Source organism: Flavobacterium jumunjinense (genome assembly GCF_021650975.2).
Classification (GTDB): Bacteria; Bacteroidota; Bacteroidia; order Flavobacteriales; family Flavobacteriaceae; genus Flavobacterium; species Flavobacterium jumunjinense.
In genome coordinates this window covers 1,006,232-1,032,764 of sequence record NZ_CP091285.1, presented here as the reverse complement: position 1 = coordinate 1,032,764, position 26,533 = coordinate 1,006,232, and the positions used below count along the sequence as shown (strand labels likewise).

Genomic DNA, 26,533 nt, shown 5'->3' with positions numbered 1-26,533 from the left:
TCTAATTGGAATCGAGCTTTTTTGTTATTCATTGTCAGAAGCAAACCATTCTGCAAAGGAAGTTTCTGTTTCTTGTAAGCGCAATGAAAATAAGTTTATGTTTTCAGGAAGTCTACTTCTAATTTTTTCGGCAAAATCAATAACCATATTTTCACTTGTTGGCTGGTAATCAACCAAAATAACGTGGTGATCTCTATCGCTTAGTTCTTTTGCAAGTTCTATATGCGGGGTGTTCTTGTTAAAAACAGTAGCATGATCAAATTGATCTACAATTTCTTCTTTAACTATTTTTTTTAAATCGCCAAAATCAATGACCATTCCATATTTAACATTGCTTTTGTCTGTTATTGGTGTTCCAATAACTGTTACAGAAAGCTTGTAACTATGACCATGAACATTTTTACATTTTCCATCATAACCATATAAAGCATGGCCTGTTTCAAAGGAAAATTGTTTTGTAATTCTTATTTTACTCATAATATATAAAAAAACAAAGGTAATAATTATTTTAAGGAACTATTACTCTTAATTCAGGTTATATTTGCTACCGTAAAAAATAATAATAATGGAGGATGTGTTCGAAAAGATTGTTCAAGACTTATTGGAGAAACAATATAGTGTAATTGATACTTTTTTTGATGAGGTTGAGGTTGAAAATCTTAGAAATATTTTGCTGTTAAAATACGAAGAAGATGAGTTTAAAAAAGCCGCAATTGGTAATGTATTTAATGAACAGATTGTAAAAACAATTCGAGGAGACTTTATCTCTTGGATTGATGAAAAAGAAGCAACTCAAGCAGAGAAAGTTTTTTTTGATAGAATTACTGACTTTACTGATTACATCAATAGGACTTGTTTCTTAGGTATTCGTAAAAGAGAGTTTCATTATGCTTTATACCCAAAAGGGACTTTTTATAAAAGACATTTGGATACCTTTCAAAATGACGATAGTAGAAGGTTGTCGATTGTATGTTATTTAAATCATGAAGATTGGAGTCCGGAATTTGGAGGGGAATTGGTTATTTATAAGCCAGAAGAAGAAATTACTATTTATCCTTTAAAAGGAAGAGTTGTTGTTTTTGAGAGCCAAATTTTAGAACACGAGGTAAAACCTGTGGAACAAAAAAGAGTAAGTATCACAGGTTGGTTGAAAACAAGAAAATTATAGAAAAAAGCCTAAGCTTTATTGTTTTTTAAATTGCAATAAAGCTTTTTTTGTAAAATCGGATAATACAAGCTTGCCTGAAATGGCTGCTCTTTCAATTAATAATGCATCCCAATCCGAAGTGCCTTCCCATATCACTTTTTTCATTTCTAATAAGCCTTCGGGATTATAACTTGATAAAGCAAGACTGTGTTCGTTTAAAGCTTTATCTAAATCTTCAACTGCGTCAAATACTTTTGAGTAAAGTCCTTTTTCTAATGCCCAATTTGCTTTTTTCCATGCGCTAGGCTCAAGAGTCATTTCTGCCATTGCATTTCTGCCAATTTTTCTTGTAACAGCAGGTTCAATTACAAATGGGCCAATGCCTATAGCTAGTTCTGATAACTTAATGTCTGCAGTATTAAGAGCATAAACATAATCGCATGCAGCAAGTAATCCAACACCACCACCAACAGCTTTACCGTGAGCTCGTCCAATAATAAGCTTTGGGCATTTTCTCATTGCATTAATTACATTCGCAAAACCAGAGAAAAATAAGCTTCCTTCATCTAGGTTTGAAACGGCTAATAACTCATCGAAAGAAGCACCAGCACAAAAAGCACCAGTTCCTTCACTTTTTAGTATAATTAGAGAAACAGTATTGTTGTTTGCTAATGCATTTAATTCTTTTGTTAGTTTATTTAATTGACTACTTGGGAATGAATTTCCTGCAGGGTGATAGAATGCAATTGTTGCTATTTTATTATTAATAGTAGTTGTTATTTTTCCTTCCATTATTAACGTTTTAAACTGAAATGAGATTTAAATTCTTTAGGTGTTCCGTTTTCTTTGTATTCTAATATGAACCAATAATCGGTTGATGGTAATTCTTGACCATTGAAGCGACCGTTCCAACCTTGTCCGTATGGGTCAATTTGTTTAATTAACTTTCCGTATCTATCAAAAATATAAATTTTAGGTTCAAAAGATATTGGTAAATTAGAAATGTTCCATGTTTCATTGTAGCCATCTCCGTTTGGCGTAAAGAAATTAGGGTAGGTAATAGCGTATAGTGAACGAGAAGATAGCATTCCACAACCTTGAATATCTCTAACATATACGGTATAACTACCATTTGTAATACTTGTAAAAATTGGACTAATTTGCCATTCAATTTGATCTAAACTGTATTCGTAGGTTCCGAAACCTCCGGATGCTATAGCTTGAATTGTAGATAGACCTGAAGAGAAAGTAGGGTTGACTATGTCTGCTTCAAATTGTGCGGGTTCAGAAGAAAAGAATACGTTTATAGTATCGGAATTTTCACAGTTTGTTGTGTTATCTCTTACGATTACTGAATAACTTCCAGCTTGAGTGATTGTGAATAAAGGGTTTTCGTTTCCAGAACTATCTGTAGAAGGGTTTGTTGGAGTCCAAGTATAAGTATAATTGCCAGATCCTCCCGTGGCTGTTGCGTCAACAACTTGAGAGCCAAGTCCAGTAATTGGGTCTACACAAAGTGTGAAATCTACACCAAGATTGATTTCTGGAACTGGAACAACGTGTAATGTTAGGTATTCACCTAGTCCAAAACAAGCATTATTTAGATTGCTGTCTATTCTTACCCAAACTAATTGAGTATCTTGAATGAGGTTTCTATAGTTGTTGATGTTTGTAATTCTGTTTTCTTCAGCTAATGCATCTGCTTCGTTTTCGTAAAAAGTAACTACTAAATTGGGTCTTTGACTAATAGGAAATAGATTTTTAAAATATTCAATTGCATTTAATGAAGGTGTAGCGTCGTTAAAATTAAACAAATGAAAACCGTCATTTTCAGGATTAGTATCGCTAATATAATTGTCGCATCCATACAAATCGAAATTTGTTGTATTTGGAAGTGTTGTTGTTGATACAGCAAGGTTCACTCTAGCGGTTTTTAAACAGCCTTTTGTTGTTTCTACCCTAGACCAAACTACTGTTCCATTTGGAGCTGTAAAATTAGTAGTATTTGTAATGGTGTTTGTGTTGTTTTGGGCTCCTAATTGTGTTAAATGGTAACTAAAAATAAGATTTGCATCAGATGAAATAATACTATTCGCTTGCGTTAAATTAAAATCGGTTATAGCGTCGTTGTCTGTGTCGCACTGACTTAGTGTTACAATGTTATTGATTAAAGGTAATGGATTTACGATTAGATTAAAGGAGTCTACAACAAAACAGCCATCTGGATTTTCTAATCTGAAATAGATTGTTTTTCCTGTGGTAGCTCTAATTGAAGTGATGTTGTTAGTAGCGTTATTTTCTGCGTCTGTTTGATTTTCGTAATATTTTACTGTTAATCCAGCTGCATTATCTGTTATTTGATTGTCTCTGTCTGTTAGGGTAAATAAAGATTCACCGCTTGTATCTCCATCTATAGCATCATCACACGTTTCAATGTCGGTAATAGTATTTGCTAATTGTAGTGAGGTGTATATATCTACGCTAACTGTTGCAGAAACAGCTTCACAAGCTGAAGTTGCAGGTATTGTGTATATGTAATCTCCTGCTGAGTCTATGCTAGGGTCTATGAAACCATTTGTTCTAGGTACTCCATTTAATGTCCAGTTTCCAAAAGCATTCGTTGTGCCAAGAAGTGTAAATAAATTAAATGGACTTTCGGATGCACAAAATGATTTTGCGGTGTCGTTTCCTGCAAAAGGGAGTTGTTCAAAAGTTACATTGATTGATATGGTTTCGTTTACAGTTAATCCGTCACATACAATGTCATAATTATAAATATATGTTCCTTCATTGTCTAGAGTAGCATCAAAAATATTTGTATCACTATTTAATGACGGTGTCCAAAAACCTCCGGCTTCTGGATTTCCTTCTATCGCCTCAAATAAATCGATTGTACTATTGGAACATATTGTAATATCTGTGTCTTCTGGTTCGCTACCAAAACCAGAATAGTATCCTCCGAACCCTGCATTTTCTCCATCAGAACCAAACACTCCAACGGCAACGGGCCCTGTAGACTCTACAAAAATATTTGTAAGAGGATTAGAAACTCTATATGTCTTCCAGTTTGAATTACCTAAAGGTATCAGCGAAGCGCTTGTGATAGTAGCATTATTGATAGATACTGTTGCATCAGCGGCTGTCACAATTATAATCTGCGAATCGTCGTAAGAAGTGTTTCCAATTCGTTTGTATTCGGGGATTAATTTCACTGTTTTTTGCCAATAACAGCTTAATGGAGGAATAAAATTTAGTCCTGTCGTAGCATCACTACTATTTCCGGCTAAGAATTGATACACATAAATAGGGTTGTTGCTTTCTATGTACATGTTTTTATGTTGAAAAGTGCCAATGTAATTACTTGAAGGGATTAGAAAGTGTTCTCCTGCATTTAGTGTCGCAACTGGTATTGTATTTCCATTTATAAATATAGTTGTGTTGTCTTGTGTGGCAATTACTAGTGGTCTTTCAGAGGTGTCACTACCATTTCCTTTAACTAATATGTATTGGTTTCCAACTTGATTAAAAGGGACGATTTGATCTAAATTAAAATCCTGTCCTTCAAAAGCAGTTCCAAAACCACTTAGTGCGTTTCCTGTATTTACTACGATAGGTTTGTCTGAGTTGAGTAATGCTCCTACAAAACCAGATAAATTAGCCGGCACCTCATTATAACCAGACAATACAACACTTTGCCCTTTGTTTAATGTAAAATTTTGAGAGTTGAGAGTTATATTTCCACTTCCAGATGCAAACTCTACACCAGGATCATAATCAGAAACTGTAACGGTAGTGTTGTCTTCTGTTGCCATGAAACTAGATACGAAATTCCTAGCTTCGCCATCAAATTCCTGAGGCATGCTTCCTAGTCTAAAATCAGTCCCTTTTGCTGTTTTTCCTTTTGAAACTAATGTTTCAGCATGATTTGGAGAACGAACTCTAAGACTGACATAAAAGTCTTTTGGGCCAGATAGAATTAATCCTTTGTCAGATTCTATTGTGTTTACACTGTTAATGTCTACAAACATTGAAGAAGGTTGACTGTTGCCAATTAAAACTTTTATAGGGTTTATTAAAGATATTGAAAAAGGAGAGCCGCTAATTGGTGTTCCGTCTCCAGTTGTAATCGTTACCTCAAAAGGATCAAAAAAAGGTGTAGACAAGTATATGTAATGGTCATTCACAACTCCACCTACTCTTGCATGTAAAGGTGGTAGCCAATGTTTGTCGCTTAGTTGCGCAAAAGAAAGTAAACTTGAAAACAGAAGGGTTAATAGAACAGCTAATTTCTTCATTTTTTATTGGGTCAAAAATTAAAACCAGTAAAGTTAGTAAGTTTAGTGGATTAATTTTGTTAAAATGTTAAAAATAAGCTCTTAACTGTGTATTTCTATTATGAATTGCTTTACTTGTTTCTGATTTTTTTCCTTGATAGTTAATGTTTAAGTCTAAATATTGAGTAATGTTTTTTTGTAAAAATAATTGCCAGACGCTATTTTTTCGGGCCACATAAATTTCCTGCAGGGTGATAGAATGCAATTGTTGCTATTTTATTATTAATAGTAGTTGTTATTTTTCCTTCCATTATTAACGTTTTAAACTGAAATGAGATTTAAATTCTTTAGGTTTTCCGTTTTCTTTGTATTCTAATATGAACCAATAATCGGTTGATGGTAATTCTTGACCATTGAAGCGACCGTTCCAACCTTGTCCGTATGGGTCAATTTGTTTAATTAACTTTCCGTATCTATCAAAAATATAAATTTTAGGTTCAAAAGATATTGGTAAATTAGAAATGTTCCATGTTTCATTGTAGCCATCTCCGTTTGGCGTAAAGAAATTAGGGTAGGTAATAGCGTATAGTGAACGAGAAGATAGCATTCCACAACCTTGAATATCTCTAACATATACGGTATAACTACCATTTGTAATACTTGTAAAAATTGGACTAATTTGCCATTCAATTTGATCTAAACTGTATTCGTAGGTTCCGAAACCTCCGGATGCTATAGCTTGAATTGTAGATAGACCTGAAGAGAAAGTAGGGTTGACTATGTCTGCTTCAAATTGTGCGGGTTCAGAAGAAAAGAATACGTTTATAGTATCGGAATTTTCACAGTTTGTTGTGTTATCTCTTACGATTACTGAATAACTTCCAGCTTGAGTGATTGTGAATAAAGGGTTTTCGTTTCCAGAACTATCTGTAGAAGGGTTTGTTGGAGTCCAAGTATAAGTATAATTGCCAGATCCTCCCGTGGCTGTTGCGTCAACAACTTGAGAGCCAAGTCCAGTAATTGGGTCTACACAAAGTGTGAAATCTACACCAAGATTGATTTCTGGAACTGGAACAACGTGTAATGTTAGGTATTCACCTAGTCCAAAACAAGCATTATTTAGATTGCTGTCTATTCTTACCCAAACTAATTGAGTATCTTGAATGATGTTTCTATAGTTGCTAATGTTTGTAATTCTGTTTTCTTCAGCTAATGCATCTGCTTCGTTTTCGTAAAAAGTAACTACTAAATTGGGTCTTTGACTAATAGGAAATAGATTTTTAAAATATTCAATTGCATTTAATGAAGGTGTAGCGTCGTTAAAATTAAACAAATGAAAACCGTCATTTTCAGGATTAGTATCGCTAATATAATTGTCGCATCCATATAAATCAAAATTTGTTGTATTTGGAAGTGTTGTTGTTGATACAGCAAGGTTAACTTTTGCAGTTCTTAAACAGCCTTTTGTTGTTTCTATCCTAGACCAAACTACTGTTCCGTTTGGAGCTGTGAAATTAGTAGTATTTGTAATGACGTTTGTGTTATTTTGCGCACCTAATTGTGTTAAATGGTAGCTAAAAATAAGATTTGCATCAGATGAAATAATACTATTTGCTTGCGTTAAATTAAAATCGGTTATAGCGTCGTTATCTGTATCACATTGACTTAGTGTTACAATGTTGTCGATTATGGGTAATGGATTTACGATTAGACTAAAGGAATCTACAACAAAACATCCATCTGGATTTTCTAATCTGAAATAGATTGTTTTTCCTGTGGTAGCTCTAATTGAAGTGATGTTGTTAGTAGCGTTATTTTCTGCGTCTGTTTGATTTTCGTAATATTTTACTGTTAATCCAGCTGCATTATCTGTTATTTGATTGTCTCTGTCTGTTAGGGTAAATAAAGATTCACCGCTTGTATCTCCATCTATAGCATCATCACACGTTTCAATGTCGGTAATAGTATTTGCTAATTGTAGTGAGGTGTATATATCTACGCTAACTGTTGCAGAAACAGCTTCACAAGCTGAAGTTGCAGGTATTGTGTATATGTAATCTCCTGCTGAGTCTATGCTAGGGTCTATGAAACCATTTGTTCTAGGTACTCCATTTAATGTCCAGTTTCCAGAATTGTCAGTTGTTCCAAGAAGTGTAAATAAATTAAATGGACTTTCGGATGCACAAAATGATTTTGTGGTGTCTGTTCCTGCAAAAGGGAGTTGTTCAAATGAAACATTTATAGTTACTGTTTCGGGAATTGTAATTCCATCACAGGTAATGTCATAGCTATATAAATATTCCCCTTGACTATCTAAGGTCGCATCAAAAATGTTTGTTCCACTATTTAAACTTGGTGTCCAGAATCCTCCAGTAATTGGATTTCCTTCAATTGCATCAAGTAGATCAATGACACTGTTTGAGCATATTGTAATATTGGTGTCTTCAGGTTCTCCTCCAAAACCAGAAAAATAGCCTCCAAAACCAGCAGCATTTCCATCAGTTCCAAAAACACCTACAGCTAATGCTCCTGTTGATTCTACAACAATATTTTGCGACGGACCGTTGATTCTATAGGTTATCCAGCCTGAGTTTCCTTGTACGGCCTGTGATGCACCTATAATTGGATTGTTATTTACGAGTACTTGTGAACCCGATTCTGTTACAATTATGATTTTACTTTGTGCATAGAGGGTATTACCTATTATGTTATAATCAGGAATCATGTCTACTTTTCTTTGCCAATAACAACTCAAAGGTGGGATGAAGTTTAAGCCTGTTGTTGCATCGCTTTCACTTCCTGCTAACACTTGATAGACGTATATAGGGTTGTTACTTTCAATGTACATATTACTATTGTTTGAAGTGCCTTGGTAATTATTTGTAGGTATTAGAAAATAATCGCCAGCATTTAATGTTACAATTGGTAAAGTGTTTCCATTGACAAATACCTCTGTGTTGTCTTGAGTTGCTATGATTAATGGTAATTCGGATCTGTTACTACCGTTACCTTTTACAACAATATATTGATTTCCAATTTGATCAAAAGGTACAATTTGATCTAAGTTAAAGTCTTGACCAGAAAAAAATGGGTCAGCTGGGTCAGCTGGTGCAATTCCTGCTGTTGCATTTCCAGTATTTACAACAATAGGCTTATCTGATGTTAAAAGAGCTCCAACAAAACCAGTAAGGTTTGCAAGAGTATCTGTGTCTCCAGAAACAACAACACTTTGTCCTTTATTTAAAGTAAAAGTTTGGCTACTTAAAGTTATATTTCCTGTGCCAGATAAAAAAGTTACACCTGAATCATAGTCAGATAGGTTTACATTAGTATTATCTTCAGTAGCCATGAAACTTGAAACAAAATTTCTAATAGAAGTATCGTATTGTTGTGGAAGACTTCCTAATCGGAAATTTGTTCCTTTTCCTGTTTTTCCTTTAGAGACCAAAATTTCTGCATGATTTCCAGAACGAACTCTAAAGCTTACATAAAAATCTTTTAAGCCCTCAAGGATTAGCCCTTTGTCAGATTCAATAGAGTTTACGTCAGAAATGTCAATAAACATAGGTGAAGGTTGTGCGTTTCCAATCAATACTCTCATCGGGTTTGCTTGAGAAATTATAAAAGGAGATCCATTAATTGGTGTTCCATTTCCAGTTGTAACAGTTACAGGGAATGGAGTTGGATTGGGAGTGGATAAGTAGATATAATGATCACTAACGAGTCCGTTGGTCCTAGCATGTAAGGGTGGTAGCCAATGTTTATTGCTTAGTTGCGCAAAAGAAAATAAACTTGAAAATAGAAGGGTTAATAGAACAGCTAATTTCTTCATTTTTATTGGGTCAAAAATTAAAACCAGTAAAGTTAGTGAGTTTAGTGGATTAATTTTGTTAAAATGTTAAAAATAAGCTCTTAACTGTATGCTTCCATTATGAATTGCTTTACTTGTTTCTGATTTTCTTCCTTGATAGTTAATGTTTAAGTCTAAATATTGAGTGATATTTTTCTGTAAAAATAATCGCCAAACGCTATTTTTCCCTGCTTGAAGACCTTGTAGCATTTGAAATGCTACTGGAGATAAAGAGTTACCATTGAACTTGTTGTTGTAGAATGAATATTCTCCATTTAAAGTGAATCCTTTTTCTCCGCTAAAGGAAAAGGATGTTCCCATTCTACTTTGTTTTAGTGTTTCTAAATTATTTATTGTGTTTTTTAAGTCTTTATGTTGATAAAAGATGTCCCAACTAGCATTTTTAGAGAATAAATAAGAAAGTTTTGGAGTTATATCATAACTGTTTATGATGTAGTTACGGCTACTATAGTTTTCGGATGTGTTTTTCGATTTACTTCTGCTTCCATTAATTTGTGTTAACCAACTTTTTTCTACTAAATGAGTATATTGCAATTGGTGAGTGTAAATTTTATTTTCTTGCGATCCAATGTTTAATAAGCTCTTGGATTGATTGTTTAAAAAAGTATAAGTCGTTGAATGTTTTTGTTTTCCTCTATTGAAAAAAAGACTATTTCTGAAACTGTTATTTAGACCAATATTGTTTTTGTTGTCTGAAAAAGGATTTAAATCGAAATTACTTTGATCTCTAATAATTTTTCGCTCAATTAAGAAGGAAGTTTGGTTGTAGAAATAGGAAAGTGTTTTCTTTATACCAGATTCATTTTGCCAAACACTTCCGTTAAAGTTTAGTGATTGAGAAAATTTATTTTGATGTGTTCTAATGAAAATCTGATTCGGTAGAAATATTCTAACATATTTTGCTTGATCTGGAAACGGAGCAATTTCAAACTCTTGGAGTTCTTGAATGTTATTACCGTTATAATCATTCCAAGTATAGACTCCTTGTCCTGGTTCAACTTCTAAATAGGTAAATTCTTGTTGTGCAATTGTTCCAGAAGTGGTTTCGTAGGTTGTTGCACTACGAATAAGATCTTTAAAAAAAGAGGTGCTGTAGAGAATTCTAGAGTTTAATGAAGACTCATCTTTTCGTGTTGATTCTTCGTATTTTAAATTTCTATAATTAATGTAAATACTTAGGTTGCTTTGTTCGTTTTTAATTAGTTGTGATTTGATATAGTACGAATCGGATTGATTTACTTTTTTTAGGAATCCGTTTTTAATACTGTCATTGGCTCTGTTTAAATAGCCCAACTCAACATATGTTTTGGTAGAATCTCCTCGGCCTATGAAGGTTCCATACTCTATAAAGCGTTGGCTTGAATTACTGAACTCGTTGGTTGAGTTTAATTTTTCTTCATTGTTTTCCATACGAAAAGAAACACCAATCCAGTTTTTATTAAAATGGTGTTTCGCTCTTGATTGATTTCGGATGAATTTTGAATTCGCATAATCACTAGTGCTTTTTAGAGCGCTAAAATTAGTGTTGAAAGTGGTTTTTTTAAACTTTAAACTAGAGTAGATGGTGTGCTTTGAACCGGAGAAGTTTCTTGAAAAATCTAATTTTTCAAATTGATATTTTGCAGTTCCATTCTTTTTTAAGTTGAAATCGAAACCTGTTGATAATAATGTTTGATTGCCTAGTGGAGTATTTAAATTCCAATCGCGATTAAATTCGATATTATATAAGCGTTCAATGGTTTTGAAGTCTTTGTTTACTAATTGGAAATCTAAAAAAGTAGAAACGTCATATTTCCCTGTATAAAGTCTTTTATTTCCGTTTATTTTTGCAGCAACACCTTTGTTGTTTTCATCGTCAATTGGTGAATATAGATTTTTGTCATTATTGCTTACTGCTATTTCGAAAGCAATTTTTGTTTTCTCAGAAGGTGAGTAGTCGCCTAAAATAGTTGCGATTTGAATTTTTGTTGGAGCAATTAATGGAACTATAGGTTCGAAATTTCCTTGAGGTATTCCAGCTAATGGCGCAATGTATTCGTAGATTTTGCCAATCGTATTGCTATTTGTTAAAAGATAGTTTCCTAAATTTTCTCCAACAAAAGTAAAACGAACATTATACAATTCGTCGTCGGGATTGTTTGAGAATTCAAATGTTTCAGTGACTCCAATAACTGTTTTTTTATATAGAATCTTGTTTTCAGAATAGGAGTCTAAATATGCAGAAGGCGCATTCATTAAAGATTGATCATCGCCAGCTTCTTTTAATAAAGCAACTTGTTCTTCTGATAAATTCTGTTGAAGGGGTTGATTTTTTACATCATTCTCAGAATAGATATAACCACCAATTTTGAAATTTTCTTTTTCATGCATTATGCCTGAATAAGCTAAGAATCTTGTGAAATTTCTATCTGTATATTGGTATTCAATAGAAATTCTCATTTCTGAGGTTATTGGAAATAATGAAGTAAAGATTATTTCACCCGCGTTGTAGTCAATAATATAATCATTATTCTCTCCTCTTTTTAATAATATTCCATTAACATAGACACTTTCGGAGCCAGAAATGACCAAAACGAAAAGTTCGCCATTATTCCCTTTTAATTTATATGGACCTTGGTTTCCTTCTTGTCCAACGAAAGAGCTTCTTGAATATTGTCCACGAACAAGCGCTGCTGCAGCAAATATAGAGGTTTTGTTTTCGGGTGTTCCTAATGTAAATTGACTAGAAAGGCCTTGTACTTTTTTATTAAAGTTTAAAAAAGAGGATTGTCTGTTCTCTAAAAATAAATCACCTGCTCTAATAGCCCATTTATCGGAATATAATTCTATAAATATTTGATCGAACTCGTCTAGTTTTTGAGAATATCCTCCTTCTTGAAGTGGAATATTGCTGTCTTGAATGGAGGCTCTAAGGTTTACCTTGTCAGAAATTTTACCTGTAATTTGTAAATCCAAATTAGAATTAGTTACAGTGTTTTGATTGTTTCCAATTGTAACTCCTCTAGAGATACTTCCAGAAGTGTTTAATCCGTCAAAAGGTTTGAAACTTTGTCTGTCTTCCTTTTTTATAGTATACAATTGTCCCGCTTCATTAGGCACAATTACAGCATCATCATAAATAGAATATTCTTTAGTTAGAAAATCGGGTAATTTTAAATAGTTTACTTCTAGGGTGTCTTTTGTAGTGTAATTTGCATTGAATAAAAGAAAACCTTTTTGAAAATCAATTTTATAAAAACTAGAATCTATAATTTTTCCGCTTTTATTTATGATCTCGAAAAATGCTTCATTTATACTTGTTTTTTCTAAGAAAATGGTGTCTTTAGAAGTAATGATTTTTTTTGAACTATAAAGTGTCTCTATGTCCTGTGCAAAAACACCCGAAAATAGTAGTAGAAAAATCCATAGAAAACCCTTTTGCATCATATAGTAGTATAACTCGAATTTTCCAAAAGTAGTATTTATTGCTGTGAATTTTTAGTTCTTATTTCAGTTTTTAACCGATTGGTTTTGTTTTAAAGTAAAAACCTTGTTGTATTAGCATAATAATGAAGTTACAAGTTTGTACTTCAAAGGCTAATACAGCAAGGTTTTAATTGGTTAAATAGTTTCTATTCTTTTGTTATAATCTGCATCGTCTCTCTCGAAACTTGTTTTAATAGTACAGTTTTATTTGTTTCTACTACTTTAGATGCATCCACGTTGAAATGTCTTATTGTATAAAGGGATACATTTTCATTATATGAAATTTTAAATTTCTTTTCCAGAACTTCTTTAACTTTGTTGAAATTGTTGAACTTATCTTCAATGCAAACAGAAAAACTAATTGCTGAGTTTTGTATTAAGTTTACTTTTAGCTTGTATTGATGGAATAGCGAAAAAATTTCACTAATATGCTCTTCCATTATAAATGAAAAATCTAAAGAAGATAGCGATAATAAAAGTTGATTCTTCTTAATGATATAACAAGGTAGATGAGGTTCTAAGTCTAGACCCTTTGAAACACTTGTTCCAGGAAGTAATGGATTTATAAATGATTTTACAAATAAAGGAATTTCTTTTCTTTGTAATGGTTGTAAAGTTTTCGGATGGATAACACTTGCTCCGTAGAAAGCTAATTCAATCGCTTCTCTATAAGAAATTTGATTTAACAAAATAGTGTCTTCAAAATACCTAGGGTCACCATTTAATACACCAGGAACATCTTTCCAAATGGTTACACTTTCTGCACCTAAGCAATAAGCGAAAATTGCAGCAGTATAATCAGAACCTTCTCTTCCTAAGGTTGTTGTGAAATTATTTGGGTCTGAACCTAGAAAACCTTGAGTAACATATAGCGTGTTTTTTTCTATTTTTTTAGTGATTAATAGCTCTGTTTGATCCCAATGAACATTTGCATCTCTATAAGTAACGTCTGTTTTTATAAAATTACGAACATCTAGCCAAGTATTTTTTAATCCTTTATAATTAAAATAATGACTAACTATTGTTGTTGAAACAATTTCACCATAACTTACAATTTGATCGTAAACGAAATTGTAATTAGGTGATTTATTACTCCTTAAAAAATATTCTAAATCATCAAAATGAGCATTTACCTCAAAAAAAACTTCATGGTCTTCATCTTTAAATAGGTCTAGTAAAATTTGTTGATGATACTTTCGAACATCTTGAACAGAAGCATTTAGTTCGTTTGATTTTTCAACATAGTTTTTTATTACTTCTTCAAGAGCATTTGTTGTTTTGCCCATTGCCGAAATAATAATTAACTTGTTTTCATGACCCGTTTTTTCTAAAACTGAAGCTACATTTTTAACTCCACTAGCATCTTTTACAGAAGCTCCACCAAATTTAAAGATTTTCATTCTTAATTGTATTAAGATTTTAAAGTTAAATAGTACTTTTTTCTAAGAATTTATTGATTCCATTTTCATCCATTTGAACCACTTTCCAGTCGTCTAATATTTTAGCACCACTTTTTTCATAGAATTTTACTGCATTAGTATTCCAATCTAAAACATTCCATTCAATTCGTTTAACATTGTCTTTTTTTCCTTGCTTAATGATTTCTGAATATAATGCAAAACCTGCTCCAGTGCCTCTTTTGTTTTCTCTAACGACCAAATCTTCTAAATGAATTGTTCTTCCTTTCCATGTTGAATAGCGATAATAGTAAAGAGCTACACCAATAATTTCATTGTCTACCTCGGCAACAAAAGTTTTAAAAAGAGGATTTTCAGAAAAACCATCACGTTGTAAATCTTTTAGAGAAATAATAACAGCTTCGGGCTCTTTCTCAAACACTGCAAGTTCTTTAATAAGTTCTAGAACAGCAGCCATGTCTTCAATACTTCCTTTTCTAATTATCATAAGTTTTCAAATTGATTTATATACAATGCAAAAGTAAGATTAAGTAAAACATAATGATAAATTATTTATTCATTTCACAAAAAAGCCGATATTTGTGCTATAAACACAACGACACATTTTTTATAATGGAAGAAAGAAATACAACCTTAGGTGAATTTATTATCGAACATCAAAATTCGTTTCAATATTCAACAGGTGAATTATCAAGAATTATTAATTCAATTCGATTGGCTGCGAAAGTAGTTAACTATAAAGTAAATAAAGCAGGTTTAGTAGATATTGTTGGAGCAGCAGGAGAGCAAAATATTCAAGGAGAAGATCAACAAAAGCTTGATGTTTTCGCAAACGAAACGTTTATTCAAACGCTAATTAATAGAGAAATTGTTTGTGGAATTGCTTCGGAAGAGAATGATGATTATATTACTGTTGCAGGAAATGACAATAGTCATAATAATAAATATGTTGTGTTAATGGACCCGTTAGATGGTTCATCTAATATTGATGTGAATGTATCTGTAGGAACAATTTTTTCTGTTTTCAGAAGAATTACTCCGGTAGGAACTCCAGTTCAACTAGAAGATTTTTTACAGCCAGGAGTTAATCAGGTTGCTGCAGGATATGTTATCTATGGTACATCAACCATGCTGGTTTACACAACAGGAGATGGAGTGAATGGTTTTACCTTGAATCCAGCAATTGGGACGTTTTATTTATCACATCCCAACATGCAGTTTTCACCTGATGGTAATATTTATTCTATAAATGAAGGAAATTATATTCACTTTCCTCAAGGCGTGAAAAATTATTTAAAATATTGTCAACAAGAAGAAGGAGATCGACCTTACACATCTCGATATATCGGTAGTTTAGTTTCTGATTTTCATAGAAACATGATAAAAGGAGGTATTTATATTTACCCAACTAGTTCAAAAGCACCAAATGGAAAATTAAGGTTGCTGTATGAATGTAATCCAATGGCATTTTTAGCGGAACAAGCTGGAGGAAAAGCGTCTGATGGTTTTAAAAGAACTATGGAGACTCAGCCTACAGAATTACATCAAAGGGTTCCTTTCTTTTGTGGAAGTAAAAATATGGTTGAAAAAGCAGAAGAGTTTATGAAAAACGTATAGAATAAAAGATAAAAAAAATCTCCGAGTTTTCTCGGAGATTTTTTTATTTATTCATGTGTTGAATTTCGTAAATGAACGTGTCTAAATCAACATTTAAAATCAAAAGCGATAATGTTTTATCAACAATATAGTTTACATTGCTAGGGGTAAAGCCTAATGCTAGAGCAAAACGAACTAAAATTTGTTTTTGTTTTGGTCCTAGAATGTGATCAGCATATACCATTCTTCCTAAATCGTAAAGACGCTCTAGTCTTTGTGTGTGAAGTACAGGTGGGTTGATTGGATATTTTGTAGGATTCTCTAGAATTTCTTCATATTCCGCAGCAGAAATCTCTAATTTAATAGCAAGTTTGTCTAAAAATTCTTTTTCTTCAACTGTTAACTCACCATCTGATAAGGCAACTCTAACAATTGCAGAAAATTGACCTTTATTTCTGTTTTTAAATTCGTTATCAAATAAATCTGAAAATGACATAATATTTGTTTTAAGTTGGGCAAAATTAAGCATTATTTATTTTTTCACACAAACAAAAATTAATTTTTAATGGACGGAGGGTTTATTTATAGAAATTAATGTTAAGATGTGTAAAAACCGATTCCGTTTTTATAAAATAAATTGTAAGTTTGGGTTCCCCAAAAAATAATTATAAATATGTCGCAATTTTGGTTGTATTTTAAAATCGGTATTAATCATGTTTTAGATATTAATGCCTATGATCATGTGTTATTTTTAATTGCATTAATGGTTCCGTATGCCTTTAAGGATTGGAAAAGAATATTCTTATTGGTGTCGCTTTTTACTATTGGACATACATTAGCATTAATTTTAGCAGTTTATGGAGTTGTGTCAATAAATCCAAAGCTAATAGAGTTTTTGATCCCAATAACAATTTTAATAACGGCTATTTTTCACTTATTTACAGCTGGAAAAACCACTAAAAATGAAGCTGTTTCTTTAGTAACAATTATAACTTTGTTTTTTGGTATAATACATGGATTAGGTTTTTCTAATTATTTTGGTACAATATTACCAGGAAGTGCTTCCGATAAAATGTTACCTTTATTAGAGTTCGCATTAGGAATAGAAGCGGCTCAAATGATTGTGGTTTTTGTGGTTTTAATCCTGTCTTATGTAGTGCAAACTTTTTTTAGATTTTCTAAAAGAGATTGGGCTTTAGTAATGTCTGCATTTATAATTGGTGTGGTTGTGCCGATGATTATTAATAGTGAAATTTGGAATAGGTAATGGGAGAGAAAAAAATAAAATATGACAAAGCCTATTTGCGCATTGCAAAAGAATGGGGGCAGCTGTCATATTGTAAGCGAAAACAAGTTGGTGCGATTATTGTTAAGGATAGAATGATTATTTCTGACGGTTATAATGGAACACCTTCTGGAATGGAAAATTGCTGTGAAGATGATCAGAATATTACGAAGTGGTATGTGCTTCATGCTGAGGCAAACGCAATTCTAAAAGTTGCTCGATCTACACAATCTTGTGAAAATGCTACCTTGTATATTACGCTTTCTCCATGTAAGGATTGTAGTAAGTTAATTCATCAAGCTGGAATAAAGAGAGTAGTTTATCATGAGGAATATAAAGATACATCGGGAGTAGATTTCTTAAGAAAAGCAGGTGTAGAAGTAGAGTTGTTACAAGACTTAAATTAGTAAATTATGAAAATGAATAAAATATATTTTCCAATTATTATTGCAATTGCTGTTGCAGTAGGTTTGTTGTTGGGAAGTAGATTGAATTCATTTGGAGATGCGGCATTTTCTGCAAAAAATACGAAACGTAATAAACTCAATAAATTAATTGATTTTATCGAAAGGGAATATGTAGATGATATAAATTCTGATTCGATAGTTGATTTGACAGTAAATGGAATTCTAGAGAATTTAGACCCACATTCTGTATACATCAGTAAAAGCGAATTGCAATCGGTTTCCGAAAACATGAAGGGAGATTTTGTGGGTATAGGAGTTAATTTCTATATGTATAAGGATACTGTTGCAATAATTAAGACAATTAATGGAGGGCCTTCTGAAAAAGCAGGAATAAAAGCAGGAGATAGGTTGTTGTTTGCGAACAGTTTTCAATTGTATAATAAAAAAATAGACAACGATACTTTGTTCTCAAAACTTAAAGGAGAAAAAGGTTCTACTGTTTCAATTACTGTTTATAGAAAAACGACAAATCAAAAATTGAAGATAAATGTAAAAAGAGATGTTGTTCCTATTAAAAGCGTTGATGTTTCTTTGAAAATAAGCGATAAAGTTGGCTATATAAAAATCAATCGATTTGCAGAAACAACCTATGATGAATTTCATAAAGCATTACTTTCTTTAAAAAGTCAAGGTATTAAAGAGTTGGTTATAGATTTGAGAGACAACGGAGGAGGTTACCTTGAAGTAGCTGTTGCTATTGCAGATGATATTTTGAAAGACAAAGAACTTATTGTTAAGACGAAGAACAAAAAAGGAAGAGAAGATAAAACTTTTGCGACTGAAAAAGGTGATTTTGAAGATGGTAAAGTCTATGTGTTAATTAATGAGAATAGTGCTTCTGCCAGTGAGATTCTAGCTGGAGCGATTCAGGATAACGATAGAGGTGTAGTTGTTGGTCGTCGTTCCTTTGGTAAAGGATTAGTGCAGAGAGAAATGCCTCTTGGAGATGGATCTGCGGTTCGATTAACAGTTGCTCGCTATTATACGCCTTCTGGACGTTCAATTCAAAAGCCATATTCAGATAAAGGCAGTGATTATTTTAATGAATTTGAAAAGCGTTTTGAAAGCGGAGAGCTCTATGAAGCTGATAGTATAAAAGTTGCCGATAGTTTGAAATTTAGAACTAAAAAAGGAAGAGTTGTTTATGGTGGTGGAGGAATTACGCCAGATGTTTTTGTTCCTTTTCAAGCAAAACATGGAGAAGAAGCAACTTTTAGATTTATGCAATCAGGATTTGTTAGTTATTTTGTTTTTGAACATTTAGATAATAAAAGAGCATTGTTGGGAGATTATTCTGTTAAAAAATTAAAAGAAGAAATTCTTGGTTCTGATATCTATTTGAATGCTTTTAAAAAGTATACTACGGAAAGTGGTGTGTTGTTGAATTTTAATCAGAAAGAGAAAATTAAAAAATACTTATATGCTGAATTTGTAAGACAAATTTATGACGAGATAAGCTACTATGAAATTATTCTTTCAGAAGACGCAATGATTAAGAAGGTTTTGGAAATGAAAGTTAGTAATGAATAAATATATACTTTTTTTCTTTTTTCTTAATTTTTATAATTTGGCAGTATGTCAAAATATAGGGGCAACTAAAATAAACCCCGAATTGATTTCACCTTGGAAAGAATCAGATTTTAAAAAATATGAAGGAATATATCACTTTGGAGAAGGTGATGGATCGAATCTTATTCTTTTAGTAAATAACAATAAAATTTCGATTCAAATAAGAGAAACTGGATATTGGACTGAAGGAGGTTATGCTTTAGAATCTGGAATAACACAATTATCTGAATTGGACTTGAAATGGGAATATAAAAACCTAACCAATATAAAAATCATTGATGGGAAGTTCTTTTCCAATGAATATTCTGGTGAATTTGTTTTATATAAAGAAGATTCAAATAGCTATTTCGGGTTGAAAATTAATAACCCTTGGAATACATGGATTGGTGAAAAGCGTTACGAAATTGGTGTAAAAAGAAATGATTTCAATATTTTAAATTATTATGCAGGTCAATTTCCTGTTGCTTCTATTCAGTTTTTGACAAAAGGAGATGTCTATTCTTATAATAGCGATGATTTGGCTTTAATGCGAAATGAAATTTTTGCGCGATATGGATATAAATTTAAAGAAAAAGGAACGTTTGATATCTGTTTTAAAAAACAAAATTGGTATTATCCAAAATATAGAGATATAACCGCTTTCTTGACAGATATAGAATTACATAACATTTCAATAATTAAGGAGATTGAAGAATATAGAAATGAGGATATTTATGTTCCCGAATTTCCAGAAAAGAATAAAAAAATTGTTTTAACAGCTAAGCAGGGTGATTTAGTAATAGCACTAAGTATTAAAAGAATAGGTAATAAAACAATAGAGTATTCTTTAGAAATGGTTGAATTTGGGAAAAAGAATTATAGCAAGAAGGGGCTTGCTTCTATGGCTGATGGACCTTATCTTGGTTCTGAATCTGATGAAAGTTCAGTTTCTGGGATTTCTTACTTATGTGATGAATATGTAGATGAAAAAGAGGATTGCTACATGTATATTAGACTTGGGAAAGAGGAAAAAACCAGCAATTATCTTTTGGGGAAAATCATTAAAAATTGTAACGATAAAATAAAAGATATCGATTTAAATAATTTTCCAACATTGATTGAAAAATAATTTACTTCCCAATTGCATCATGAACCTGTGCGTGATTTCCGTTGTTCCATAAAGTTAAAATGTCACCAGCTACGCTTGCACCACTTCCAGAGGCAATTGCAAGTTGACTTCTATGACCTGCTAAAGTTCCGCAAACATAAATACCTTCAGTAACCAAATGGTCGTTGTTTTCTAATTGTAGTCTTTTCTTTTCAGGAGCTGCTTTTCTATGAGGAACTACATAGTCTTCTAAACCTTCTATTGTGAAAGGGTTACCAGAACCAATTCCGATTACTACAGTTTTTGCATTATAAGAACCTTTGTTTGTTGTAATACTGAAATTGCCAGTTTTGCCAGTTATTTTTAAAACTTTCTCTTCTTGAAGTTGTTTAACATGTGGATAGGCTGTTGCTAAATGTTCTAAGCTTTCTGTAAGTAATTCTGAACCTAATTTTCCAAAAGGAATACCATAAACATTATTGAAAATTGCATTCTGAAGCGAAGAAGCTTTTTGATGAGCTATTAGTCCGATTTTTTTATCAGTAGCAAAGGTTTTTTCTTTTGCAGAACCTAGTAAAAGCGCACATGAAACACCAGAAACACCTCCGCCAATTATTAATACATCAAACATTTGTTTTCAATTTTAGAAGAAATAATGCGATTAGTTGTTTTTACTTTTGTTTTCAATTTTTTTAGAAACTAAATAAATCGACATTAAAAGGATGGCGCAAAAACCAGATATAATACCGATTAAGGCTACTGTGCTATCACCTTCAAGTAGGTTGTTGAAATCTAATTTTGTAAAATTAAATACGATAAGTAAAGTTGCGATTGCTATTACAATGATGCTGAATATTTTCATTTTGTATGATTTTATGTTAGATGAATAGATCTTTTATATTAGAGGCGAATAATTTTACTGCTATTGCTAAAAGAATTACACCAAATATTTTTCTAATAATTCCAAGCCCGTTTTGACCAAGGATTTTTTCAATTTTTCCAGATAATTTTAAAACACCATATACAACGATAACATTAATAAGGATAGCAATAATGATGTTTATTTTGTCATATTGAGATCTTAAAGATAAAAGTGTAGTCATAGTTCCTGCACCAGCTATTAAAGGGAATGCGATAGGGACAATAGATGCTGTTGTCGGATTGTCTTCCTTGTAGAGACGAATTCCGAGAATCATTTCTAAGGCAAGGAAAAATAAAACAAAAGAACCAGCAACAGCAAACGAGTTTACATCGATACCTATAAGTTTTAAGATCTCTTCACCAACAAATAGAAACGCAATCATGATAATTGCAGCGACAAAAGTTGCTTTTTCAGACTGAATGTGTCCAATTTTACTTCTTAGGTCAACAATAATAGGAATGCTTCCAATAATATCAATTACAGCGAATAAAATCATGCTTATTGTAAATATGTCTCTCCAGTTTATTTCCATGACAAATAATATTTTTGCAAAGATATAGAATATGAATGAGAAAAAATCTTTAGCAATTGATGTTAATGGATTATTCTTGTTTTTCTACTATAGAATCTAAATTCAAAAAGTGTACCTTTGCGGTTTAATATTATTTTTTATGTTTCAGTTAAATAAAACTATCGTATCGGAAGAACTCCTAGAGAAAGAGTTTGTGTGTAATCTATCAGCATGTAAAGGAGCTTGCTGTGTAGATGGAGATGCGGGCGCTCCGTTAGATAAAAATGAAACCAAAATATTAGACGATATTTATCCAATAATTAAACCCTTTTTACGCCTAGAAGGAATAAAAGCAATTGAGGAGCAAGGAACTTATGTGACTTCGGAAGACGGAGAGTTTGAAACAACATTGATTGAAGGGAGAGATTGTGCTTATGTTATTTTTGATAAAAAAACGGCACTTTGCGGTATAGAACAAGCCTATAATCAAGGTCTAATCGATTGGAAAAAACCCGTGTCTTGTCATTTGTATCCTGTTCGTGTTAAAGAATATTCAGATTTTGCAGCTGTAAATTATCATAAATGGCATATTTGTTCAGATGCTTGTTCTTTAGGTAAAGAATTAGAAGTTCCTATTTATAAATTTGTAAAAGAAGCTTTAGTTCGGAAATTTGGACAACAATGGTATGATGAGTTAGAAAAAGTGGCTCAAGAAATGAAAAAATAAGCTTCATTTTTTTTACTAAAAAACACCTCTTAGCAAAAGTGTTTACTGCTGTTAACAGCTTATTTGTATTATTTTGACAAATAAATAAATCACTGACAATCAATTAGTTAGCAACTTTTTTTTTGAGTAAGAAAAACATTACTCGTTGTTAAAAACTTGCACTAATTGTGAATAAGTTTGGCTTTTATTTATCATTACAAATTGCAAACTTTGTAGTCTCCTTATCAATACAATAAATCAATAATTAAATACGTTTAAATCAAAGAACTATGTCGGTAGTCGAACCAATTTTACAAGAAAACAAAGACCGTTTTGTTATTTTTCCAATTAAACATCATGATATATGGGAATGGTATAAAAAAATGGAGGCAAGTTTTTGGACTGCTGAAGAAATAGATTTACATCAAGATGTCACAGATTGGAATACAAAATTAAGCGAGGATGAAAAATATTTCATCAAACATATTTTAGCTTTTTTTGCAGCTTCAGATGGTATTGTGAATGAAAACTTAGCAGAGAATTTCGTTAATGAAGTGCAGTATGCAGAAGCAAAGTTTTTCTATGGTTTTCAAATTATGATGGAAAACATTCATAGTGAAACCTATTCTCTTCTAATTGACACTTATGTTAAAGATGAGGTAGAAAAAGATAAATTATTTCATGCAATTGATGTTTTTCCAGCAATTAAGAAAAAAGCTGAATGGGCATTAAAATGGATTGAATCAGATTCTTTTGCTGAGAGATTAATAGCTTTTGCGGCCGTTGAAGGGATATTCTTTTCGGGAGCATTCTGTTCTATCTTTTGGTTGAAGAAAAGAGGGTTAATGCCAGGGTTAACATTTTCTAATGAATTAATTTCTCGTGATGAGGGTGTACATTGTGATTTTGCAGTACATATTCATAATCACCATTTAATAAATAAAGTGCCAAAAGAGAGAATAAAAGAAATTATTATAGATGCACTAAAGATAGAAAGAGAGTTTGTTACTGAGTCGCTTCCTGTAAGTTTGATTGGTATGAATGCTACTTTAATGACGCAATATTTAGAATTTGTAACCGATAGGCTATTAGTAGAGTTGGAATGTGAAAGAGTTTATAATGCTTCAAATCCATTCGATTTTATGGATATGATATCATTACAAGGTAAAACTAACTTCTTTGAAAAAAGAGTTGCAGAATATCAAAAAGCAGGAGTTATGAATACGGATTCCGAATCTGGGAAAATTAGCTTTGACGCAGATTTTTAGAATACAAGCAAAGAATAACAAATTAAGAAAAATCCGAATTTTAGGAATGGGGAGCTGCTATTCTTCAAGCCAAATGGTAAATCGGTAGATTAGATGCTACTTGTAAAAAAGTAATGTCTTGACTTCCATCAAGATTAGGAAGGGAAATTAATCTTGGCTATTAACCACAATTAAATCAGGAGTAAAATAATGAATGTAGTAAAAAGAGACGGAAGAAGAGAGCCAGTAATGTTTGATAAAATTACGGACAGAATTAGATTTTTATGTTATGAACTGAATGAATTAGTCGATCCTGTAAAAGTTGCAATGCGTGTAATTGAAGGTTTGTATGATGGAGTTACAACTTCAGAATTAGATAATTTAGCTGCAGAAACAGCTGCGTCTATGACTATTTCGCATCCTGATTATGCACAATTAGCCGCTCGTATAGCAGTTTCTAATTTGCACAAAAACACAACAAAATCGTTCTCTGAAACAATGACAGAAATGTATCATTATGTTAATCAAAGAACGGGTCAAGAGGCACCATTGCTTTCTGACGAAGTGTTTAATGTGATAATGGAAAATGCAGAGAAATTAGATTCAACCATAATTTATAATCGTGATTTTAATTATGATTATTTTGGATTTAAAACCTTAGAACGTTCGTATTTATTAAAAATAAACGGAAAAATAGTAGAACGTCCACAACATATGTTAATGCGTGTTTCTGTAGGAATACATTTAAATGATATCGATGCAGCGATTGAGACTTATGAATTAATGTCTAAGAAGTTTTTTACGCATGCAACACCAACATTATTTAATGCAGGAACGCCAAAACCACAAATGTCATCATGTTTCCTTTTAGCGGTTCAAGATGATAGTATAGATGGAATTTATGATACTTTAAAGCAAACGGCAATGATTTCGCAATCTGCGGGAGGAATTGGGTTGTCTATTCATAATGTTAGAGCAACGGGTTCTTATATTCGTGGAACTAATGGTACTTCTAACGGAATTGTTCCAATGTTACGTGTCTTTAATGATACAGCACGTTATGTTGATCAAGGTGGAGGGAAAAGAAAAGGAAGTTTTGCAATATATATTGAGCCGTGGCATGCAGATATTTTCGATTTCTTAGATTTAAAGAAAAATCACGGAAAAGAAGAAATGCGTGCAAGAGATTTGTTCTTTGCAATGTGGATGTGTGATTTATTCATGAAGCGTGTTGAAGAAAATGCAACTTGGACATTAATGTGTCCTAATGAATGTCCTGGATTATATGATGTTTATGGAGACGAGTTTGAAGCAATGTATATTGGGTATGAAAACGCTGGAAAAGGAAGAAAAACAATCAAAGCGCGTGAGCTTTGGGAAAAAATATTAGAATCGCAAATTGAAACTGGTACACCGTATATGTTGTACAAAGATGCTGCGAACAGAAAATCGAATCAAAAGAATTTAGGTACTATTCGTTCTTCGAATTTATGTACTGAAATTATGGAATATACATCGAAAGATGAAATTGCAGTTTGTAATTTAGCCTCAATATCATTGCCAATGTTTATTGAAGATGGGGCATTCAATCATCAATTTTTGTACGATGTAACGAAAAGAATTACACGTAATTTAAATAGAGTAATTGATAGAAATTATTATCCAGTTAAAGAAGCAGAAAATTCAAATTTACGTCATAGACCAGTTGGTTTAGGTGTTCAAGGTTTAGCTGATGCGTTCATTATGTTAAGAATGCCTTTTACAAGTGATGCTGCTAAAAAGTTAAATCAAGAAATTTTTGAGACAATCTATTTTGCAGCTGTAACGGCTTCTATGGAATTGGCAAAAGAAGAAGGGCCATACTCAACGTTTGAAGGTTCTCCAATATCACAAGGAGAATTCCAGTATAATATGTGGGGCGTAAAAGATGAAGAATTATCTGGAAGATGGGATTGGGCTTCGCTTCGTAAAGAAGTAATGGCAAATGGAGTTCGTAACTCATTGTTGTTGGCACCAATGCCTACTGCATCTACTTCTCAAATATTAGGGAATAACGAAGCGTTTGAGCCGTATACTTCAAATATCTATACAAGAAGAGTATTGTCTGGTGAGTTTATTGTTGTAAACAAACATTTACTTCATGATTTGGTTGAATTAGGGCTTTGGGATGAAAATCTTAAGCAAGAAGTAATGCGTAATAATGGTTCTATTCAAAATATAGATAATATTCCGCAAGAAATTAAAGACTTGTATAAAACAGTTTGGGAAATGAGTATGAAAGATATTATAGATATGTCTCGTCAGAGAGGATATTTTATCGATCAATCTCAGTCATTAAACTTGTTTATGGAAGGAGCAACAATGGCGAAACTAACGTCAATGCATTTCTATGCTTGGAAAAGCGGATTGAAAACAGGAATGTATTATTTAAGAACAAAATCTGCTGTAGATGCAATTAAGTTTACATTGAATAACGATAAGAAAAAAGAACCTGTTGCGGTTGAAGTTGAGGCAGAAATGACCGAAGCCGAATTTAAAGCAATGATTGAACGTTCGAAAAATGCAGAACCGGATGATTGTGAAATGTGTGGTTCGTAAGTAAATAAAATTTTAATATTTATAAAACAGTCATCAATCGATGGCTGTTTTTTTTTGTTTCATTAGATGAGTAGATTTCGTACCTTTGAAAAAAATATATAATACCATGTCTAGAGAGAAAAAAGGAGTATTTACTGGAATTATTGAGCAAGATGAAAAAGGGAATTTTTTCTGTGGTGCTTATTTGTTAGATTATAAACATGTTATGTCTAAGTTTAAACTAGGTGATGAAATCACAATTAAATCTATTATAGAGAATCCAAGTGATATTAATTATAAGCAATACCCTAAGAAGACTAGAGATTTCTTTTTAGCGAACGATAAACCATAATTAAAATAATAATTATTAAATATAAACAGCCAAACAAAT

Annotated in this window: 21 protein-coding genes; 10 read left to right on the top strand and 11 right to left on the bottom strand. The window is 32.1% G+C overall.

Translation table 11 applies throughout. The annotated features are described in order from the left end of the window. Window positions 1-24: 24 nt before the first annotated feature. Window positions 25-477: a 6-pyruvoyl trahydropterin synthase family protein gene (locus L2Z92_RS04780; protein WP_236457703.1), complete on the bottom strand. Its 453-nt coding sequence runs from the start codon at window positions 475-477 to the stop codon at window positions 25-27. Between the two features lie 88 nt (window positions 478-565). Between L2Z92_RS04780 and L2Z92_RS04775 the strand changes: the two genes are divergently transcribed. After that, window positions 566-1,168, top strand: coding sequence for a 2OG-Fe(II) oxygenase (locus L2Z92_RS04775; RefSeq protein WP_236457702.1), 603 nt, complete (start codon window positions 566-568; stop codon window positions 1,166-1,168). A gap of 15 nt (window positions 1,169-1,183) precedes the next feature. On the opposite strand, the gene L2Z92_RS04770 is transcribed toward L2Z92_RS04775, so the two are convergent. The 6 genes from L2Z92_RS04770 to L2Z92_RS04745 form a co-directional block, all read right to left on the bottom strand. After that, window positions 1,184-1,939, bottom strand: a complete 756-nt coding sequence (locus L2Z92_RS04770; RefSeq protein ID WP_236457701.1) for an enoyl-CoA hydratase/isomerase family protein — start codon at window positions 1,937-1,939, stop codon at window positions 1,184-1,186. A gap of 2 nt (window positions 1,940-1,941) precedes the next feature. After that, the gene (locus tag L2Z92_RS04765) at window positions 1,942-5,442 is read right to left on the bottom strand and encodes a T9SS type B sorting domain-containing protein (RefSeq protein WP_236457700.1); all 3,501 of its coding nucleotides are present in this window, start codon (window positions 5,440-5,442) and stop codon (window positions 1,942-1,944) included. Between the two features lie 292 nt (window positions 5,443-5,734). Further along, window positions 5,735-9,253: a T9SS type B sorting domain-containing protein gene (locus tag L2Z92_RS04760; RefSeq protein ID WP_236457699.1), complete on the bottom strand. Its 3,519-nt coding sequence runs from the start codon at window positions 9,251-9,253 to the stop codon at window positions 5,735-5,737. 66 nt (window positions 9,254-9,319) lie between these two features. After that, entirely contained in the window at window positions 9,320-12,718 is a 3,399-nt protein-coding gene (locus tag L2Z92_RS04755; RefSeq protein WP_379677529.1) for a hypothetical protein, read from the bottom strand. 185 nt (window positions 12,719-12,903) lie between these two features. Beyond that, complete coding sequence (locus L2Z92_RS04750; protein WP_236457698.1) at window positions 12,904-14,157, bottom strand: aspartate kinase; 1,254 nt, start codon at window positions 14,155-14,157, stop codon at window positions 12,904-12,906. A gap of 25 nt (window positions 14,158-14,182) precedes the next feature. Further along, the gene (locus L2Z92_RS04745) at window positions 14,183-14,662 is read right to left on the bottom strand and encodes a GNAT family N-acetyltransferase (RefSeq protein ID WP_236457697.1); all 480 of its coding nucleotides are present in this window, start codon (window positions 14,660-14,662) and stop codon (window positions 14,183-14,185) included. 125 nt (window positions 14,663-14,787) lie between these two features. Between L2Z92_RS04745 and fbp the strand changes: the two genes are divergently transcribed. Continuing rightward, the gene (gene fbp / locus L2Z92_RS04740) at window positions 14,788-15,792 is read left to right on the top strand and encodes a class 1 fructose-bisphosphatase (RefSeq protein ID WP_236457696.1); all 1,005 of its coding nucleotides are present in this window, start codon (window positions 14,788-14,790) and stop codon (window positions 15,790-15,792) included. Window positions 15,793-15,835: 43 nt separating this feature from the next. On the opposite strand, the gene L2Z92_RS04735 is transcribed toward fbp, so the two are convergent. Beyond that, window positions 15,836-16,267 carry a tellurite resistance TerB family protein gene (locus L2Z92_RS04735; RefSeq protein WP_236457695.1) on the bottom strand — a complete coding sequence of 144 codons (432 nt, stop codon included), beginning with the start codon at window positions 16,265-16,267 and terminating at the stop codon, window positions 15,836-15,838. A 177-nt stretch (window positions 16,268-16,444) separates the two neighbouring features. On the opposite strand from L2Z92_RS04735, the gene L2Z92_RS04730 reads away from it, so the two are divergent. From L2Z92_RS04730 to L2Z92_RS04715, 4 genes are read left to right on the top strand one after another with little or no spacing between them, the layout of a single operon-like run. Beyond that, window positions 16,445-17,038, top strand: coding sequence for a HupE/UreJ family protein (locus L2Z92_RS04730; protein WP_236457694.1), 594 nt, complete (start codon window positions 16,445-16,447; stop codon window positions 17,036-17,038). Next, complete coding sequence (locus L2Z92_RS04725; protein WP_236457693.1) at window positions 17,038-17,463, top strand: deoxycytidylate deaminase; 426 nt, start codon at window positions 17,038-17,040, stop codon at window positions 17,461-17,463. The genes L2Z92_RS04730 and L2Z92_RS04725 overlap by 1 nt, the downstream gene beginning before the upstream one ends. 6 nt (window positions 17,464-17,469) lie before the next feature. Further along, window positions 17,470-19,053, top strand: coding sequence for a S41 family peptidase (locus L2Z92_RS04720; RefSeq protein WP_236457692.1), 1,584 nt, complete (start codon window positions 17,470-17,472; stop codon window positions 19,051-19,053). A gap of 37 nt (window positions 19,054-19,090) precedes the next feature. Next, window positions 19,091-20,200 (top strand): YARHG domain-containing protein, encoded by a 1,110-nt coding sequence (locus tag L2Z92_RS04715; RefSeq protein WP_236457691.1) that lies wholly within the window; start codon window positions 19,091-19,093, stop codon window positions 20,198-20,200. A gap of 1 nt (window position 20,201) precedes the next feature. On the opposite strand, the gene L2Z92_RS04710 is transcribed toward L2Z92_RS04715, so the two are convergent. Genes L2Z92_RS04710 through L2Z92_RS04700 form a run of 3 tightly spaced genes read right to left on the bottom strand, consistent with a single transcriptional unit; the run spans window position 20,202 to window position 21,633 of the window. Further along, window positions 20,202-20,810, bottom strand: coding sequence for an FAD-dependent oxidoreductase (locus tag L2Z92_RS04710; protein WP_236457690.1), 609 nt, complete (start codon window positions 20,808-20,810; stop codon window positions 20,202-20,204). 30 nt (window positions 20,811-20,840) lie between these two features. Next, complete coding sequence (locus tag L2Z92_RS04705; protein WP_236457689.1) at window positions 20,841-21,041, bottom strand: hypothetical protein; 201 nt, start codon at window positions 21,039-21,041, stop codon at window positions 20,841-20,843. A gap of 16 nt (window positions 21,042-21,057) precedes the next feature. Next, window positions 21,058-21,633 (bottom strand): MarC family protein, encoded by a 576-nt coding sequence (locus L2Z92_RS04700; protein WP_236457688.1) that lies wholly within the window; start codon window positions 21,631-21,633, stop codon window positions 21,058-21,060. 139 nt (window positions 21,634-21,772) lie between these two features. Here L2Z92_RS04700 and L2Z92_RS04695 point away from each other — a divergent pair, with 139 nt between their 5' ends. From L2Z92_RS04695 to L2Z92_RS04680, 4 genes are all read left to right on the top strand, one after another. Beyond that, entirely contained in the window at window positions 21,773-22,339 is a 567-nt protein-coding gene (locus L2Z92_RS04695; protein WP_236457687.1) for a DUF3109 family protein, read from the top strand. Window positions 22,340-22,608: 269 nt separating this feature from the next. Further along, a complete protein-coding gene (locus L2Z92_RS04690; protein WP_236457686.1) occupies window positions 22,609-23,586 on the top strand; it encodes a ribonucleotide-diphosphate reductase subunit beta in 978 nt (325 codons plus the stop codon). 189 nt (window positions 23,587-23,775) lie between these two features. Beyond that, window positions 23,776-26,163, top strand: coding sequence for a ribonucleoside-diphosphate reductase subunit alpha (locus tag L2Z92_RS04685; protein WP_236457685.1), 2,388 nt, complete (start codon window positions 23,776-23,778; stop codon window positions 26,161-26,163). Window positions 26,164-26,269: 106 nt separating this feature from the next. Further along, window positions 26,270-26,494: a hypothetical protein gene (locus tag L2Z92_RS04680; RefSeq protein WP_236457684.1), complete on the top strand. Its 225-nt coding sequence runs from the start codon at window positions 26,270-26,272 to the stop codon at window positions 26,492-26,494. The last annotated feature ends 39 nt before the right edge of the window (window positions 26,495-26,533 follow it).

Excerpts from the sequence above, each read along its gene's own strand:
- L2Z92_RS04725 (WP_236457693.1), top strand. The coding sequence starts at position 17,038 with ATGGGAGAGAAAAAAATAAAATATGACAAAGCCTATTTGCGCATTGCA.
- L2Z92_RS04765 (WP_236457700.1), bottom strand. The coding sequence starts at position 5,442 with ATGAAGAAATTAGCTGTTCTATTAACCCTTCTGTTTTCAAGTTTACTT.
- L2Z92_RS04760 (WP_236457699.1), bottom strand. The coding sequence starts at position 9,253 with ATGAAGAAATTAGCTGTTCTATTAACCCTTCTATTTTCAAGTTTATTT.
- L2Z92_RS04770 (WP_236457701.1), bottom strand. The coding sequence starts at position 1,939 with ATGGAAGGAAAAATAACAACTACTATTAATAATAAAATAGCAACAATT.
- L2Z92_RS04690 (WP_236457686.1), top strand. The coding sequence starts at position 22,609 with ATGTCGGTAGTCGAACCAATTTTACAAGAAAACAAAGACCGTTTTGTT.
- L2Z92_RS04735 (WP_236457695.1), bottom strand. The coding sequence starts at position 16,267 with ATGTCATTTTCAGATTTATTTGATAACGAATTTAAAAACAGAAATAAA.
- L2Z92_RS04700 (WP_236457688.1), bottom strand. The coding sequence starts at position 21,633 with ATGGAAATAAACTGGAGAGACATATTTACAATAAGCATGATTTTATTC.
- L2Z92_RS04680 (WP_236457684.1), top strand. The coding sequence starts at position 26,270 with ATGTCTAGAGAGAAAAAAGGAGTATTTACTGGAATTATTGAGCAAGAT.
- L2Z92_RS04685 (WP_236457685.1), top strand. The coding sequence starts at position 23,776 with ATGAATGTAGTAAAAAGAGACGGAAGAAGAGAGCCAGTAATGTTTGAT.
- L2Z92_RS04720 (WP_236457692.1), top strand. The coding sequence starts at position 17,470 with ATGAAAATGAATAAAATATATTTTCCAATTATTATTGCAATTGCTGTT.
- L2Z92_RS04755 (WP_379677529.1), bottom strand. The coding sequence starts at position 12,718 with ATGATGCAAAAGGGTTTTCTATGGATTTTTCTACTACTATTTTCGGGT.
- L2Z92_RS04745 (WP_236457697.1), bottom strand. The coding sequence starts at position 14,662 with ATGATAATTAGAAAAGGAAGTATTGAAGACATGGCTGCTGTTCTAGAA.
- L2Z92_RS04775 (WP_236457702.1), top strand. The coding sequence starts at position 566 with ATGGAGGATGTGTTCGAAAAGATTGTTCAAGACTTATTGGAGAAACAA.
- L2Z92_RS04710 (WP_236457690.1), bottom strand. The coding sequence starts at position 20,810 with ATGTTTGATGTATTAATAATTGGCGGAGGTGTTTCTGGTGTTTCATGT.
- fbp (WP_236457696.1), top strand. The coding sequence starts at position 14,788 with ATGGAAGAAAGAAATACAACCTTAGGTGAATTTATTATCGAACATCAA.
- L2Z92_RS04780 (WP_236457703.1), bottom strand. The coding sequence starts at position 477 with ATGAGTAAAATAAGAATTACAAAACAATTTTCCTTTGAAACAGGCCAT.
- L2Z92_RS04750 (WP_236457698.1), bottom strand. The coding sequence starts at position 14,157 with ATGAAAATCTTTAAATTTGGTGGAGCTTCTGTAAAAGATGCTAGTGGA.
- L2Z92_RS04705 (WP_236457689.1), bottom strand. The coding sequence starts at position 21,041 with ATGAAAATATTCAGCATCATTGTAATAGCAATCGCAACTTTACTTATC.
- L2Z92_RS04730 (WP_236457694.1), top strand. The coding sequence starts at position 16,445 with ATGTCGCAATTTTGGTTGTATTTTAAAATCGGTATTAATCATGTTTTA.
- L2Z92_RS04695 (WP_236457687.1), top strand. The coding sequence starts at position 21,773 with ATGTTTCAGTTAAATAAAACTATCGTATCGGAAGAACTCCTAGAGAAA.